The organism is Puniceispirillum sp. (SeqCode) (assembly GCF_965657105.1).
Lineage (GTDB): Bacteria > Pseudomonadota > Alphaproteobacteria > Puniceispirillales > Puniceispirillaceae > Puniceispirillum.
Map to the genome: position 1 here is coordinate 1 of NZ_CBFHNB010000053.1, position 16296 is coordinate 16296.

12 protein-coding genes, 1 tRNA gene and 1 pseudogene are annotated in these 16296 nt (G+C 46.5%); 11 read left to right on the forward strand and 3 right to left on the reverse strand.

The features are described from left to right. The 10 genes and pseudogenes from gatB to ACTF7Q_RS08095 all read left to right on the forward strand — a co-directional run. Nucleotides 1-1371 (forward strand): annotated as a pseudogene (gene gatB / locus ACTF7Q_RS08050) (Asp-tRNA(Asn)/Glu-tRNA(Gln) amidotransferase subunit GatB); the annotation flags it as partial. Nucleotides 1372-1652: 281 nt separating this feature from the next. After that, nucleotides 1653-1744 (forward strand) — tRNA-Ser (locus ACTF7Q_RS08055). A gap of 269 nt (nt 1745-2013) precedes the next feature. Beyond that, on the forward strand, nt 2014-2772 hold the full coding sequence (locus ACTF7Q_RS08060) for a Crp/Fnr family transcriptional regulator (protein WP_438997329.1): 759 nt from the start codon (nt 2014-2016) through the stop codon (nt 2770-2772). Between the two features lie 172 nt (nt 2773-2944). Continuing rightward, entirely contained in the window at nt 2945-3949 is a 1005-nt protein-coding gene (locus ACTF7Q_RS08065; protein ID WP_438997330.1) for an aldo/keto reductase, read from the forward strand. 237 nt (nt 3950-4186) lie between these two features. Beyond that, nucleotides 4187-5317, forward strand: a complete 1131-nt coding sequence (locus ACTF7Q_RS08070; RefSeq protein WP_438997331.1) for an ABC transporter substrate-binding protein — start codon at nt 4187-4189, stop codon at nt 5315-5317. Between the two features lie 18 nt (nt 5318-5335). Continuing rightward, entirely contained in the window at nt 5336-5773 is a 438-nt protein-coding gene (locus ACTF7Q_RS08075) for a hypothetical protein (RefSeq protein ID WP_438997332.1), read from the forward strand. 85 nt (nt 5774-5858) lie between these two features. After that, nucleotides 5859-6845, forward strand: coding sequence for an ABC transporter permease (locus ACTF7Q_RS08080; protein ID WP_438997333.1), 987 nt, complete (start codon nt 5859-5861; stop codon nt 6843-6845). 1 nt (nt 6846) lies between these two features. Then, nucleotides 6847-7680, forward strand: coding sequence for an ABC transporter permease (locus tag ACTF7Q_RS08085; RefSeq protein ID WP_438997334.1), 834 nt, complete (start codon nt 6847-6849; stop codon nt 7678-7680). Beyond that, complete coding sequence (locus ACTF7Q_RS08090) at nt 7677-9380, forward strand: ABC transporter ATP-binding protein (RefSeq protein ID WP_438997335.1); 1704 nt, start codon at nt 7677-7679, stop codon at nt 9378-9380. The genes ACTF7Q_RS08085 and ACTF7Q_RS08090 overlap by 4 nt, the downstream gene beginning before the upstream one ends. A gap of 27 nt (nt 9381-9407) precedes the next feature. Then, on the forward strand, nt 9408-10790 hold the full coding sequence (locus ACTF7Q_RS08095) for an amidase (protein ID WP_438997336.1): 1383 nt from the start codon (nt 9408-9410) through the stop codon (nt 10788-10790). 19 nt (nt 10791-10809) lie between these two features. On the opposite strand, the gene ACTF7Q_RS08100 is transcribed toward ACTF7Q_RS08095, so the two are convergent. Beyond that, complete coding sequence (locus tag ACTF7Q_RS08100) at nt 10810-12933, reverse strand: N,N-dimethylformamidase beta subunit family domain-containing protein (RefSeq protein ID WP_438997337.1); 2124 nt, start codon at nt 12931-12933, stop codon at nt 10810-10812. A gap of 120 nt (nt 12934-13053) precedes the next feature. Continuing rightward, nucleotides 13054-14331 carry a Zn-dependent hydrolase gene (locus ACTF7Q_RS08105; protein WP_438997338.1) on the reverse strand — a complete coding sequence of 426 codons (1278 nt, stop codon included), beginning with the start codon at nt 14329-14331 and terminating at the stop codon, nt 13054-13056. Nucleotides 14332-14536: 205 nt separating this feature from the next. Here ACTF7Q_RS08105 and yaaA point away from each other — a divergent pair, with 205 nt between their 5' ends. Further along, nucleotides 14537-15298, forward strand: coding sequence for a peroxide stress protein YaaA (yaaA, locus tag ACTF7Q_RS08110; protein ID WP_438997339.1), 762 nt, complete (start codon nt 14537-14539; stop codon nt 15296-15298). Nucleotides 15299-15462: 164 nt separating this feature from the next. Here the strand turns inward: yaaA and ACTF7Q_RS08115 are convergent, their stop codons facing one another. Further along, entirely contained in the window at nt 15463-16224 is a 762-nt protein-coding gene (locus ACTF7Q_RS08115; protein WP_438997340.1) for a sulfite exporter TauE/SafE family protein, read from the reverse strand. Nucleotides 16225-16296: the final 72 nt, after the last annotated feature.

The window sequence follows — 16296 nt, forward strand, 5'->3', positions numbered from 1 at the left end:
AAGCTGTTTTCAGGCGCGCCAACAAAATTCGGAGCCTAGCCTAATCATAATGTATCTTTGGTTGATGCCTCCATGCCCGGCATGTTGCCTGTTATCAATAGCGAATGCGTTTATCAGGCCGTACGCACCGGTCTTGGGCTAAAAGCCGAGATAAATCTGTTCAGTGTATTTGACCGAAAGAATTATTTTTACGCGGATCTGCCGCAAGGCTATCAGATCAGCCAATTCAAACAACCTATCGTTGGCGAGGGCATCTTGCGGATCGATCTTGCCGATGGATCAAGTAAGGATATCGGTATTGAGCGTTTGCATCTAGAGCAGGATGCAGGCAAATCAATGCATGACCAGCACCCAAGCAAAAGTTATATTGATCTGAATCGAACTGGTGTTGCCTTGATGGAAATTGTTTCGCGACCTGATATTCGTTCGGCAACGCAAGCGGCAGCCTATGTTCGCAAATTACGTTCGATCCTACGTTATCTAGGCACATGCGATGGCAATATGGAAGAAGGCTCGATGCGCGCCGATGTCAATGTGTCAGTTCGGCGTCCTGGGGCAGAGTTAGGTACGCGAACCGAGACCAAAAACCTGAACTCGCTTCGTTTTATCCAGCAAGCCATCGACTATGAAGTTGCCCGCCAGATTGAAGTCATCGAGGATGGCGGCACAATCGATCAGGAAACCCGTCTATTTGATACAAGTACCGGAATGACCCGTACCATGCGCAGCAAGGAAGACGCGCATGATTACCGTTACTTCCCCGATCCTGATCTGTTGCCACTAGAGATCACACAAAGCGACGTTGACAAGCTGGCGGCAGAACTGCCCGAATTACCGGACTCAATCAAAGACCGCTTGATGAATGACTATGGTCTATCCGCCTATGATGCGGCCGTCATTACCGAAGAACGTGAGACAGCCGCCTTTTATGAAGCCGCAAGCAACGGGCGTGACCGCAAATTGGTGGCAAACTGGATGACTGTTGAATTGTTTGGGGCGTTGAACAAAGCGGGGCTTGATCTGGCGCGTTCGCCTGTATCCCCGGATGCGCTTGGCGGGTTGGTCGATATGATCAGCGATGGCACTATTTCGGGACGTATAGCCAAGGATGTGTTTGCCGATATGATGGTGTCGGGCAAGCAGGCTGCCGATATTGTCGAGGAAAAGGGACTAAAGCAGGTGTCGGATAGTGGTGCCATCGAAGCTTTGATCGATGATGTCATGGCGGCTAATGAGGATAAGGTTGCCGAATATCGCGGCGGCAAGGACAAATTATTTGGGTTCTTTGTGGGTCAGGTGATGAAGCAGTCTGGTGGGCAGGCCAATCCGGGCATGGTCAATCAGCTATTGCGCGCCAAACTGGATGGTTAGGTGACACCTTATAGCGATAACGGCTACATGCTCCAAAAGGCTCTGAAACTTAACCGCTTTAAACTGGCCTCACATTAGATATTACCTTTGCATAACGGTTAACTTGACTCAAAAATTCTATGCCAGATCGAAAGCTGTTAATAAGCGATGATTTGCGCGCCAAATTAGGTCATTTCGGTTTGACAGAAATTGCTTTCATAGCTAGAGATAAGCCTGCATACGCCGTGTAAACGATTGGTGCCTGTTCTGATGACAATTCTGATGAATGCGCATCACCCTGCGGAGGGGTGGCCGAGTGGCTGAAGGCGGCGGTTTGCTAAATCGTTAAAGGAAGAAATTCCTTTCGGGGGTTCGAATCCCTTCCCCTCCGCCATCTTATTTGCTTTGTAAGCTTCATATCCCAAATTGTGTGCTCATAATTGTATGTCCTAGACAAGTTCGAGGGCTTCATGGCGTCTATAGGTATCTGTAACAACCTTCCACATGATGGCCATTCATTATTTCAAAACAAACCAAAGCATAACGGTCGGTGTCTTGACCGGTTTTGGTTAATGGCCATAGCTTTACTGAAATGGAATTGATTGAAATTAAGATTAGATAATTTTATCTGATCAATGCAGTTTCAATTGATAGGTTTAGGTGATGACAAATCTTGAAACCGAAACTTGGTTTCCACCATTATCATCTGCGAAAGGCAAACCACGACTTTTTCAGGGGTTGGATAAGTTAGCCTTGCAAGACATTCTTTCTCATTCTGTGGTCAAGGAATATGAAGGTGGAAAAATGCTGGTTCAGCAAGGTGATGACGTGTGGTGCGTTTTCATCCTTTTGAAAGGGCATTTGCGTACCTTTCGCACTGGTAAAGAGGGAGACGAAGTGACGCTTCGTATGCTTGATCAGGGTGAGAGCTGTATGGCGGCTACCGTTTTTATGGGCGGTAATTCACCCTTTGCGGTAGAAGTAACAACGAAGTCACGCATATTGGAAGTGCCTGCATCTTTTGTCAAAAATTTTGCACTCAAAGACAGCCAATTTTCGGTCAATATGCTCAAAACGCTGGCCACACATTACGAAAGCGCCATAGATCAGGTTGATAATATTTCCATAAAAACTCCATTCCAGCGTATCGGCCATTATTTGCTTCAAAAGCATATTGAACAAGGCTCAAACAGCATGTCGTTCGAGTTAAGTTTCAAGAAAGCGACTATCGCCAGCCATCTTGGCATGACACCTGAAACGTTTTCACGTGCCTTAAAAAAAATACAAAAAATGGGAATTACTGTTGAAGGGAATAAAATTAAGATGCGTGACGCTTTCGCCCTGTGCCATTTTTGTGATCTTGAAATCGCAAAAAACTGCTCGCTTGTTGATACAGAAAATTGTCCGCACTGCCATTTTTAATTTTGTTAAATTAAGACATAAATCTTCAATATCTGCTAGCTTTCACGCCTCCATTGTTTAGGGTGGCTATGACGGGCATAGTCTGATCGCTTAGTCAGTGTCCAATCAAAAACACCACCTTGAATGTGACATGAAGATGTATGTGTCATTTAATTATCCTAGTGAGGCAGTAATGAAGCAACGACGTTTGGGTAAAAATGGGCCTATGGTCTCAGCTATTGGTATCGGTGCGATGTCATTTTCGAATTTTTACGGCGAAACCAACGAGTCTGAATCACATCGGTTGATGACCGCAGCGCTTGATCAGGGCGTCACACATATTGACACCGCTAATATTTATGGTGGCGGCGTGTCAGAAACTGTCATTGGGACATTTTTAGCCAAACAGGGTGCACGCCGAAACGATCTCTTTTCGATTGCGTCAAAGGTAGGTATTGCCAAGAACCCAGAAACAGGTAAGCGTTATTTTGATAATAGCCCAGCATATCTAATAGCCGAGCTAGATAAAACATTAGCCCGGCTTCAACTTGACTCTATCGATCTCTATTATATCCATCGCCGCGATGCCCAGACCCCTATTGAAGATGTTACTGAGACATTGGTCGAGCTGGTGAAATCAGGCAAAATCAAATCTTTTGGTTTTTCGGAAATTGCACCAGCGTCTTTGCGCCGTGCTGATGCAATTCATCATGTTGCTGCAGTGCAGTCAGAATATTCGCTATCGGTGCGTAGTCCAGAAATGGGTCTGGTGCAAACAACTAGGGAGCTTGGCACGGCCTTGGTTGCCTATTCTCCAGTTGGGCGCTCATTGCTGACTGACAATCCACATACTCTAGACGCCATAAGCGGGATGGAGTGGTTAAGACAAAACCCGCGCTTTATGGAACCTAATTATTCAGCAAATATCAAAGCTGGAGTCAGTTTCCGCAATCTGGCAGCTGATATGGGGCTATCAGCTGCTGCGTTGGCCATTGCCTGGCTGATCCACAAGGGTGAGCATATTATTCCGATACCTGGCACAAGATCAGTGTCGCATTTTCTTGAACATTGCGAAGGGGCACATCTCGCGTTGTCGGATGCGGACATGCGCATCATTGAAGACACATTGCCGATCGGGTGGGCTCATGGAGATCGCTACTCAACGCAACAATGGGTTGGGCCTGAAATCTATTGCTGAGATGCTGACGTGGCGATTTATCTGAACTTTAAATAAATGCTGTAGATGTTAAATTTAAATAATAATTAAGATTAAAATTATAGTTTTGATCTAACCGTGTGTCATGGTTAGCTATTTTCTAGCCTGTCCATATATTTACTATTTGACAGTTCGTCAGCTTTGTTTAACGATAAATTATCAATATCAGCTTTTTATGTTTAATGGTAATTTTAGGCTGGTAAACAAGGGAGAATATTCATGAGAACACTATTAAAAAGCTTTGCGCTAGCCGCGACACTGTTATTGAGTTCAGTGTCTGCGCATGCCGCAAAAGATGGGGGAACACTCTCGTTCTTGGTTCAGCCTGAACCGCCGACATTGGCGTCTTACGTATCAACCTCAGGGCCTATCGGTTTGGTTATGCCAAAAATTTATGAGGGTCTGTTTGATTACGATAATGACGGCAAGATGATTCCTATCCTTGCTGAAAGCTATGACATAAGTGCAGACGGTAAGACCGTTACATTCAATCTGCGTAAGGGCGTTACATGGCATGATGGCGCGCCATTTACCTCTGCTGACGTTAAATTCACTATTTTGGAAGTATTGAAAAAGGTGCACCCTCGTGGCCCCAATTCTTTCAGAGAAGTGAGCAGTATCGAGACACCGGATGCGCATACAGCCATTTTTAAGCTGGATAACCCAGCGCCATATATGATGAGATCATTCTCGGCCTATGAATCACCGATGGTGCCAATGCATCTTCTTGAAGGTCAGGATATTAAATCTGCACCATTGGCAAATAATCCTGTTGGAACAGGTCCATTCAAGTTTGTTGAGTGGAAAAAAGGCCAGTATATCCGACTAGATAAGAATGAAAACTATTGGCAAGAAGGTTTGCCGTATCTTGACCGTATTGTTGGTCGTTTCATCCCTGATGCTTCTACACGTACAGCGGCAATGGAAAATGGTGAAGTTATGTATGCGGCATATAACGCCATTCCTAATATTGATGCGGTTCGTTTGAAAGAGCGCGATGATATTGATGTCACTACTGATGGCTATTCAATGATCAATCCTATGGCTTTGATCGAATTCAACACCAAAGAAGGTGCTTTTGTTGATTCTGCCGTTCGTCGTGCTATTTCTACAGCCATTGACCGTCGTTTCATGATTGATACGATTTTCTTTGGTTATGGAAAGCCAGCGACAAGTGCGCTTAGCAGTAACTTCAAGGCGACAAACCTTCATGCTGAAATGCCAAACTATCCTGAAAGAGGCGACGTTGCAGCGGCTAACGCTATTCTCGACAAAGCCGGCTTTAAGAAAGATGGTAATGGCGTGCGTATGACCGCGGTTCTGGATCTTATCCCTTATGGTGAGGACTGAAGACGTGCTGGTGAGTATATGAAGCAAGCAATGGGTGATATTGGTATTCAGCTTGAACTTCGTTACGAAGACGTTCCAACATGGTTGAAGCGTGTGTATCACCGTTATGACTTTGCAATGAACATTAACTATTTCTACCAGTTGCCAGATCCGGTTCTGGGTGTTCATCGCCACTACGGTACTAACCAGATCCGTCAGGGTACACATTTTGTGAACTCATCACGCTACAGCAACCCAACATTGGACGCATTGCTTGACTCAGGTTCGAAAGAGCCAGATGCCGCCAAGCGTACAGCTACATATAAGGAAATTCAGACAATTCTGGCCAACGACATGCCTGTTGTTAACCTGTTTGAGTTGGAATTCCTTACTGTGTATAACACCAAACTAAAAGGTGCATATGGCTCGGCAATGGGTGCATATGGTTCGTTCAGAGAAGCCTATTTGGACGACTAAAGTTGTGATCGGGCCAGAATGATATTCTGGCCCGATTTGCTTTATTTTTTAAGTTAATTTTTCGTCTTTTGAGTGCTGATGTGACATGACACGATCTTCCAAAATTTTCAAATATGTCGGGAAACGGTTGCTACAAGGCATCCCGATTATCCTAGCCATTGTTGTGATTAATTTTTTCCTTTTAAATCTGGCTGAAGGCGATGCCGTCGATGTGCTAGCAGGTGAGGCAGGCTCTGCGACACCCGAATATATGGCGCAGCTTCGCGCGAAATTTGGCCTCGATCAACCGCTTCCAGTTCAGCTTATGGTTTATTTGAAGAATGTAGCTGTGCTAGATTTAGGCTATTCATTCCGCCATGATATGCCGGTTAGTGAACTAATTTTTGATCGCTTTGCTGCCACAGGCTTGTTGATGACAAGCACAATCATTCTGGCAGTTGGCTTTGGCATTCTGCTTGGTTTGCTTGCTGCGATGCGCTTGAACACATGGAAAGATGCCGTGATCACAGTGTTTGCGCTGATCACTTATGCCACCCCCTTATTCTGGGTTGGGTTAATGATGATTGTCGTGTTTTCATTGAAACTGGGCTGGTTTCCAACCAGTGGTATGGAGAATGTCGCCGCCTTTTATGAAGGCTGGGATAAAGTCAAAGATATTGCGGTGCATTTGGTTTTACCAACAATTACCTTGTCCTTATTCTATCTTGCGCTTTATACGCGCATGATGCGTGCCTCGATGCTTGAACAATATGGTCAGGATTATGTCATTACAGCTCGTGCCAAAGGGTTGACAGAACGCCGGATTACCTTTGTCCATGTATTGCGGAATGCTCTGCTTCCTGTTGTTACGATGGCAGGTGTGCAAGTCGGTGCGCTGATTGGTGGATCAGTGATTGTTGAGTCAGTGTTTGCTTGGCCTGGGCTAGGTATGCTCGCTTTTGAATCTCTATTTGCGCGCGACCTAAACCTGTTGCTTGGTATTTTCATGTTGTCATCAATTTTGGTCATTGCTGTTAATCTGGTTGTCGATATCATATATTGCTTCTTAGACCCTAGAATTGAGGTTTCTTAATATGCTGGAATTCTGGGGTAGATATAAACGCAACAAATCTGCTGTTTTCGGATTGGTTGTCATTATGTTGGTTGTTTTAATGGCGGGGTTTGCAGATTTACTATATGCGTTTGACCCGTTTCGCCTAGCTGGTAAGCCATTGTCGAGTCCGGGAACAAACGGGTTCCTTCTTGGCAGCGACTCACTGGGCCGCGATGTGGCTGCGGGGATTGTCCATGGGGCAAAAACATCGCTGTTGATTGGTTTGGTGGCAACGATGGTTGCGGTGTTCATTGGCGTTCTGTTTGGCGCGTTTTCTGGATATTATGGCGGTCGTTTGGATGACTTGCTGATGCGCGTTACCGAAATTTTTCAAACCATTCCTTCATTCATTTTTGCCATTCTGCTTGTCGCGATTATGAAGCCATCGATTGTCAGTATTGTGATTGCAATCGCTGTAGTGTCATGGCCCGGTGTGGCGCGACTTGTCAGAGGTGAATTTATGGCTCTGAAAAACCGGGAATTTGTGCAAGCATGCCATACGCTGGGTATGAATGATCTTAGGATCATGATGCGTGAAATCCTACCAAATTGTCTTAGTCCAATTATCGTGGTTGGGTCATTGATGGTGGCAACAGCTATCCTGATTGAAAGTGGCCTTGCTTTTTTAGGGCTTGGTGATCCTAACATTATGAGTTGGGGATTCCAGATTGGGGCGGGGCGTACCATGCTTCGGTCAGCATGGTGGGTTTGCACGTTCCCAGGCATTGCTATTCTTATTACAGTGCTAGCGATCAACCTTGTTGGTGAAGGTTTGAATGATGCGTTAAATCCGCGGTTGAGAGAAAGAAATTGAAAAACAAACTTCTGGATATTAATGATCTTTTCATCCAGTTACCTGCGGGTGCTGATCGTGCATATGCTGTGCAAAAGGTCGATCTTGATTTGGCTCAGGGTGAGACCCTCTGCGTGGTAGGTGAAAGTGGGTCGGGAAAGTCGCTAACGGCGCGGGCTGTTATGGGATTACTGCCCGCGCCACATGTGCAGGTTTCAAACGGTCAAATCAATTTTAATGGTGAGGATATTACCAAAGTCAGCTATGATCGGTTACGAGAAATCCGAGGCAGTGAAATATCGATGATATTTCAGGAACCCATGACAGCGCTTAATCCGGTGATGTCTATTGGGGCTCAAATTGATGAAATTTTCCGCTATCATGTCGATATGCCTAGCGCTGAACGTTCAAAAAAGGCGATTGCGCTTTTGGAAGATGTGAATCTTCCTGATCCTGCGCATATTATGAATGCCTATCCACATGAATTGTCTGGTGGGCAACGACAACGTGCGATGATTGCTATGGCGCTTGCGCTTAAGCCTAAAATTCTGATCGCTGACGAACCGACAACAGCACTCGATGTCACGACGCAAGCACAAATTCTGAAACTGATCCGTGACATGCAGAAAGCCAACGATACGGGCGTGCTTTTCATTACGCATGATTTCGGTGTGGTGGCTGATATTGCCGATCGTGTTGCCGTGATGCAACATGGTCTTGTTGTTGAAAGTGGGACAGTGCAACAAGTGCTGAATAACCCGACTCATCCCTATACACAGGCCCTTATTGATGCGGTTCCGAGCCTGTCTCCACGAAAGGCACGAAAACGGTCAGAGTCTCAGGTTCTGACGGCAAGGGATGTGTGCAAGACATTCGGTGGTGGTCGTGGGCTTTTTGGGTTTGGGGCAGCAACACGTGAAGTTAAGGCGGTCAAGAATGTGACCCTTGATCTTTATAAGGGCGAAACACTCGGTATTGTTGGTGAAAGTGGGTCAGGCAAGTCGACATTGGCACGCTGTATCATCCGTCTGATGGATACCGACTCAGGTGAAATCAGCATTGAAGGCACGCAGATAAATGCTCTCAACCGTGCAGAGATGCGTTTATGGCGCAACAAAATTCAGATGGTGTTTCAAGATCCCTTTGCATCGTTAAATCCGCGTATCAAGGTTGGTGATATCATCGCTCAGGGGCCGGTAACGCAAGGCATAAGTAAAATAGAAGCCGATAAAAGGGCGCGTGAACTTATTTCAATCGTCGGTCTTGATGAACGTGCTTTTGATCGTTATCCGCATGAATTTTCGGGTGGTCAGCGTCAGCGGATTGGCATTGCGCGCTCTTTAGCTCTAAAACCGGAAATTTTGATTGCTGATGAACCTGTGTCAGCTCTTGATGTGTCTATTCAGGCACAAATCCTTGACCTTTTGGAAGAGATCAGAGACCAGATGAATCTGTCTATGATTTTTATTACCCATGATTTACGGGTTGCAGCACAGGTATGCGACAGGCTGGCGGTGATGCGCTATGGCGAAGTTGTTGAAACAGGTGCAACAGCAGATGTTTTTGCTAATCCGCAACATGAATATACGCGCGATCTTTTGGCTGCTGTGCCTGGTAAAGATTGGAAAAGTGGCTCTAAACCAACGAAAGCTGTTTCAAAGAATAGGGCTACAGCCAAAAAAACTACCGCCAAAAAGAAGGTTGCCGCCAAACGTTCCTGATCGTGCAATTTATAGCAGGAGACCTGTATGACTAATCTGTTTGGCACTATTGAAAGCCTGTCAGCGGCCTATGCAAAGCAACAAATAAAGCCATCGAAGGTGGTTGATGCCCATTTGCAGGCGATTGAAAAACATAATGCGCATCTTGATGCCTATCAAACCGTATTTTTTGACCTGGCGATGCAAGCGGCCGAGGCGGCAGACAAGGCGTTTATGTCAGGCTATCGGATTGGGCCATTTCATGGCATTCCCTTTGCGTTAAAAGATATTTACGACCTTGAAGGCCATATATGCACGAATGGGTCAATGGCGCTAAAAGATCGTGTGTCACCGAAATCAGGCACTGTGGTAAGGCGCTTAATTGCCGCTGGTGGCATTGTTCTTGGTAAAAGCAAAACGGTCGAGTCAGCTTTTGGGGGCTGGGGTACTAACCAGAAAATGAGAACACCGTGGAATCCCTGGGATTTGAAAAACCATCGTATCCCTGGTGGTTCGTCTTCAGGCTCGGGTGTCGCAACTGCAGCTGGGCTGGCGGTTTGCAGCATCGGGTCGGATACAGGCGGTTCGGTAAGGTTGCCAGCGGCCTATTGCGGTATCACAGGTCTGAAAGTAACTGAAGGTCAATTACCATGTGATGGTATCGCCCCGTTGGCACAAACACTTGATTCACCTGGTCCAATGACCCAGACAGTTACCGATGCTGTGATGCTATATGAAATCATGCTGGGTCGGGAAGGCGGCGCTATTGACGATGATATGCGTGTCCATAATGGGCTTTATCAGATGGTGGGTAAAGGTGTGCGTGGCTTAAAGTTAGGGCAGATGGCACAGTCGGAACGCGAGAATTGCACGGCTGATATTCTGGCAGGTTACGATCAGGCAGTAGAAGCACTGCAACGCCTAGGGGCGGATATAGAGGTGTTCACATCACCATTTGACTATGCCAGCCTTGCTGATGATAATGGCGCCATTACCGCGGTTGAGGCCTATAACAATCATGGGCATCTATATGAAGATAAAGCCGCGCCAATGGATGAGGATGTTCGTACACGTATACTGACGGGCAAGACGTATCTGGCGCATGATTATGTGCGCATGCTGGAAACCCGCCGCCAACGTTGTGTTGAATTTAACGAAGCCATCAGCGGCTTTGATGCCATATTGACGCCATCAATGACAAGTACAGCACCCATCATTACCGATGTAGATCAATCCATCTCACCAGGCCATTTCACGCGCCCGTTTAATTATCTGGCGATGTGTGGATTGAGTGTGCCGACAGGACTGGCTAGTGATGGTATGCCGCATAGCTTGCAAATTATTGCTAGAGCGCATGATGAAGCCATGGCGATACGCATTGGTGCAGCTATAGAGTCAGTGACCCCGTCAATCGGCCGTCCCCCGCTTTAAAGCAGTTTATATGACTATGCTATCGAATGCCGGTAAAGCGATCTATGACGTTGCGAAGCAGTCTAGATACGTTGTTATCAAAATTATTCCAAGGCAAGCTGCCGCAAAAGGTTATTGAGCCAACGGAAAACACTTGTCCACCAGATGGCGTTTTGAAATAGACCATATCAGCGCGCTTGGCTTCGCTTTCACTGCCGCCTGATAGATTTGTCAAATGTGTTAATTGCTCTTCTGGCACCAGCATGAATGTATCGCGTGTATCATAGGATTGCGCTAGTATTGTTATGTCCTGACCTTCATCCAACTTTGAGTCGATGCGATCAAGTTCAAACCCAGCCGCGCCGTTGCCGCTAAAGCCAAAATCGCCAATTGGTCCATCATCAATGCCATCAAAAACCCAGTCAAAGGCGCTGTCATCACAAACACGTTTATAGGGCATGCCCTCGAAAATACCTTGTGCTGTAAAGCCGATACCAACAAGTTTTTGCGGGGGACGTCCATTTCGACGCCATAACCCGCCATATGAGCCATCAAAACCATTATAATATTCTCCAGGCTCAGATGCCCACGCACGCAGTCCATCTTCTGCGCGTCGAATTTCAAGCAGATCAGGGTCTTCCATATGACGGACAATACGCCAGTAAAAGCCGTTACCACCAAGATAGATTAGCGCGCCACCCGCATCGCGGTAGGCTGTCAACGCATCAAGCATATTACTTGTATGATATTCTGGATGTGTGCCTGTCGTCACCGCGTCATAACCCGCAATAGCTGCAAGGCCTTCACGGTCAATTTCATCATCAGTGACGATATCATAGTCAATATTCTGATTATGAAGCCAAGCGATCAAATGGCTGTCAGCCTGAAAATGGCGCAGACCAGAACAATTAGCGGCGCCAAAGGTTATATAGCCTGGGCGTAAATTGAAAAGTGGACGTTTATGAGACGCATGGCAGATACCCGCACCATCACTATGGTTGTTATAGGTTGATAAGCCATATTGTGGAAAGGCTGCTGGATTATGCGGATAGGCACCCCACTCTTTTATGCGTTCCTGCCATGCTGGCACATAATCTGGCCGCGCGTGATTCCCGTAGATGGCATAGGTAAATGTTGAAACAAGAACGCACAATTTAGCTCGGCGAATGCCCTTGGGCGGACACACGAAAAACGGCATGGCATCCTCATGGTCGCCGCAGGTAATGCGCATCACATAAATGCCAGATGGCATGTCATCGGGGATCGTAAATGAAAAGCTGGTTTCCCAGTCAAAGTCATAAATATCATCATCATGGAAATGGATAGCCGCATAATGATCGGGCTTATGACGCCAATTCAATTCACTTGCGTCCCATTTACTACCACATACCGCACGAGTTGGCGCGTTAACCAGAGTTAATGCATGGCCGCTGTCAAGGTGCGCCAAGGCACTAGGCACTTTCAGACTGTTCATGTTTGTGGCCAAATTCCAGCTGGCAATGGCTATGTTATCGGCACTAATTGATGGCGCTTCGATTCTGCCGTTGAAAAACTGGCTTGGCCCTTCTGCGCCTATCATGGCGGCAAGACATACAAGACCATCAAATTCCATTATATCCGATGCCTTGTTAGATTGCAGCGTTACGGTTTCACTATTATCATTATCAAGCCGCATGACGCACAGGCTAAGCTCACCATTCGCCTGAATATCTAGGGTTATCATATACCATTTATGCAAACTTAAAGCTGTCTTGCCGGTGATTTTGTCTTGTTGTGTTATGAAACTCACAAGGCCATTAGCGTCAAGATCAAGTCGGGTTTCTCCAATCGATAGAATGGTCTGACTATCGGCTGTCAATAAGGTTGGAAACACCGAAACAGATATCTGAATATTATCCTCGGCATGGCACTGTAATGGAACAGTGGTTTTGGCATAGGAGCCAGGCTGAAAGGATTGGTTTACGGCAGTAAATTGTTGCGGCGTAAAGAGATCATCACAGCTCGTTTCGACAATGCCCATACCAGCTGGATTGGCATCTGCACATATTGAACGCAAAAGCCGGGCTTTGATGGGGGCATCTAACTGGCTGGACACCTTAAAATTTATAGTATCACCAGGTCGTCCTGACAATTTGTCAGTATAGCCAATCAGATCAACAATCATGTATACTTCCTCGCTAAAGTCGTCTCGCTGTAAAATTTATAACAGATATTGCTTATGAATTGATCATATTAACTATGCTTTTGATACCAAGCTATATGAATGGTTTGTCAGGTTTTATATCTAATCATCGATGATGCCCGCTGTTTCGAGCACAGCATGAAACAGAACATCAGTTCCGGCCGCTGCCCACTCTTTGCTTATTTCCTCTGCTTCATTATGTGATAAGCCATCAACACATGGACACATAACCATAGCGGTTGGTGCCACACGGTTTATAAGACAGGCGTCATGACCAGCGCCGGAAACAATATCGCGATGTGAATAACCAAGCCGTTCAGCGGCGCGGCGCACGGCAGACACACAGCCTTCGTCAAATGTAACAGGATCAAATTGCCCTACCTGTTCAATCTCCATCGTCAGACCAATTTCATCGATAATGTTCTGGGCACCTTTTCGCAGGCGCTGTTCCATATCATCAATGACGTCTTGTGTTGGATGGCGAAAATCGATTGTGAATACGACCTTGCCTGGAATGATGTTGCGAGAGTTAGGATAAACATCGCAATGCCCTACCGCGCCGACGGCTAGCGGCGCGTGCGACCACGCAATTTCATCAACCAACTGTGTTATCCGAGCCATGCCCAGACCGGCATTGACCCTATTTTTCATTGGTGTTGAACCGGTATGTGATGATTTGCCTGTCAATGTCACCTGAAGCCATTTTAATCCCTGGCCATGGGTAACGACACCAACATCTATATTTTCATCTTCAAGAATGGGGCCTTGTTCGATGTGAAGTTCAAAGAAAGCCGCCATTTTACGGGCACCGACATCCTCGTCGCCTAACCAGCCAATTCGGGCAAGCTCGTCGCCTACGGTTTTGCCGTCTGCATCTTCGCGATCATAGACCCATTCCGTCGAATACATACCGGCGAACACGCTGGATGACATCATGGGCGGTGAAAAGCGGGCGCCTTCTTCATTTGTCCAGTTTACAACCTCAATCGGATGTTTGGTTTTAATGCCTGTATCATTCAGGGTGCGGATGATTTCCAATCCTGCGAGGACACCAAGAACACCGTCATATTTGCCGCCAGTGGGTTGGGTGTCGAGATGGCTGCCAATCATTACAGGAGGTAATGTTGGGTCAGTGCCGTCCCGATGGGCGAACATATTCCCCAATTTATCCAGCCCCATAGTCATGCCTTCAGCTTCGCACCATTGCTGAAACACGCGGCGACCCTCAGCATCTTCATCGGTCAGTGTCTGGCGATTATTGCCACCGGCAACACCAGGGCCAATCTTGGCCATGTCCATTAGCGAATCCCAAAGACGATCACTATTGATCCGAAGGTTTTTTCCGCGCATGTCTAGTGCTGATATATTGGCGTCGGTCATCGTTATCCTCGAAGGTTTGAAATATATGTTTACGTCACTTTATTTGTTAATGCTAAACCCGATCATGGGCAAACCCAACATAATGTTTATAGTTAATAGATATTGATGCTGATCTGCAAATCCGTTTTATTAATTATTGCTGATGCAATTCTGGACGTTTAGCTCATTGCACGTTAATTTAGCATTATCTTGAGAGGAGAGTGCAATGCTTGTTGTGGTTTCACCAGCAAAAAAATTAGATATGCAGCCTGTGGATGGGGTGGTGCCGACCGAACCAGTTTTTGCCCGCCATGCAGATGACCTAGCTGCTGTGGCTCGTGAGCTAAGCTTGCAAGATCTGCAAAGCCTGATGGGACTGAGCACGAACCTAGCGCAATTAAACGCTGACCGTTTTGCTGCTTTTGGAAGTCAAGACAAGAAGCCTGCTGCCTTGGCTTTTGCCGGTGATACGTATCAGGGGCTAGAGGCAGCATCGCTTGATTCTGATGAGATGGCATGGGCACAGCATCATTTGCGTATATTATCTGGTTTGTATGGAATTTTACGGCCGCTTGACGCGATTGAGCCTTATCGTCTGGAAATGGGAAGCCGATTAAAAACATCACAAGGTTCATCGCTTTACGATTATTGGGGGCATCAGATATCCGAGGCTCTAAATGCTCAGGGCACCGCGACACAATCCCAGATTTTGGTTAATTGTGCGTCGCAGGAATATTTTGGCGCTGTCGATTTATCGGCGCTTAAGCTTCGGGTGATCACGCCCGTATTTAAGGAATATAAGGCAGGCAAAGCCAAGATTGTCAGCTTTTTTGCAAAAAAGGCGCGTGGGGCAATGGCGCGCTATATCATTCAGAACCGGTTAACACAGACTGATGACTTAAAGGGTTTCAATAGCGGTGGCTATAGTTATCAACCGGATCAATCAGATGCACAAAAATGGGTTTTCTTGCGCGATTATCCTAGTTAATACGGTTTGCGAATAGCAGGTAATGCGTCGCAATCAAAACAGTGCTAGGCAATAACATTGGATCTGCTGTTTTAATTTTATATCGGTATATGAACTGGCACTTTATCACCCACACATTCGTCGGGGTATATTGCTAATGAATTGAACATAACCAACGTGCAAAATCATAATGCGCTCATCCCATCATAAATCAGTTTGATCGATACGATACCGACCATGCTGTACATGAAAGGGTAGAATTTATTAGCGTCCATCCGTTTGACTATGAAAGCACCAGTTAGGGTGGCAATGACCGCCACCGGCAACATCGGCAGCAGTGCTGAAACATTATACAAACCAAACTGTCCCAAGGCGTAATAGGGAATAATTTTGCTGGCATTCATAAAGGCAAAAAAGACCACGCTGGTGCCCGTATAAAGACTAGGCGACAAACGCATGGGCATAACATGGATCTGGAATGTTGGGCCGCCAGCATGGGCAACAAAGCTGGTAAACCCTGATAACAAACCCCAAAAACCTGCTGAAAGCGGGTTGCCGGTTCTGGCTTTATCTGCCGTTTTATATCTGGCTTTTATAACTGTCATGACAACAAAACCCAGAGCCACAAGCCCAACCAGAAGCCTTACGGCGGCGTCTGATACAATTGATGCTGTCAGCCAGCCGATAAAAATGCCAATAAGCCCTGCAGGCACCATCTGCCATAAAATGTGTTTGTCCCATTGACCGCGCCATGTCCAAAGGCTGACCGCATCCATCAGCAGATAGATTGGCAAAAGCAAGGCCGCAGCTTGAAGAGGGGGGATGAATAACGCCATTATAGGCACCCCTAAAAGCCCAAATGCGCCGCCAAACCCGCCTTTGGACAGACCCACAAACGCAACCGCAATCAGGCTGGCAGTCAGAATGAGGGGATCAGATAACGTCATTTTTCACTCAGGCATTGGTTCAATTTACTATTGGCTGGCATTCGGGCAAAACAGCTGCGTGTCATGCCGACG

Bases quoted from the DNA above. Each gene is read 5' to 3' on its own strand.
- ACTF7Q_RS08080 (WP_438997333.1), top strand. From the start codon at position 5,859: ATGACACGATCTTCCAAAATTTTCAAATATGTCGGGAAACGGTTGCTA.
- ACTF7Q_RS08100 (WP_438997337.1), bottom strand. From the start codon at position 12,933: ATGATTGTTGATCTGATTGGCTATACTGACAAATTGTCAGGACGACCT.
- ACTF7Q_RS08075 (WP_438997332.1), top strand. From the start codon at position 5,336: ATGAAGCAAGCAATGGGTGATATTGGTATTCAGCTTGAACTTCGTTAC.
- ACTF7Q_RS08105 (WP_438997338.1), bottom strand. From the start codon at position 14,331: ATGACCGACGCCAATATATCAGCACTAGACATGCGCGGAAAAAACCTT.
- ACTF7Q_RS08085 (WP_438997334.1), top strand. From the start codon at position 6,847: ATGCTGGAATTCTGGGGTAGATATAAACGCAACAAATCTGCTGTTTTC.
- ACTF7Q_RS08115 (WP_438997340.1), bottom strand. From the start codon at position 16,224: ATGACGTTATCTGATCCCCTCATTCTGACTGCCAGCCTGATTGCGGTT.
- ACTF7Q_RS08095 (WP_438997336.1), top strand. From the start codon at position 9,408: ATGACTAATCTGTTTGGCACTATTGAAAGCCTGTCAGCGGCCTATGCA.
- yaaA (WP_438997339.1), top strand. From the start codon at position 14,537: ATGCTTGTTGTGGTTTCACCAGCAAAAAAATTAGATATGCAGCCTGTG.
- ACTF7Q_RS08060 (WP_438997329.1), top strand. From the start codon at position 2,014: ATGACAAATCTTGAAACCGAAACTTGGTTTCCACCATTATCATCTGCG.
- ACTF7Q_RS08070 (WP_438997331.1), top strand. From the start codon at position 4,187: ATGAGAACACTATTAAAAAGCTTTGCGCTAGCCGCGACACTGTTATTG.
- ACTF7Q_RS08065 (WP_438997330.1), top strand. From the start codon at position 2,945: ATGAAGCAACGACGTTTGGGTAAAAATGGGCCTATGGTCTCAGCTATT.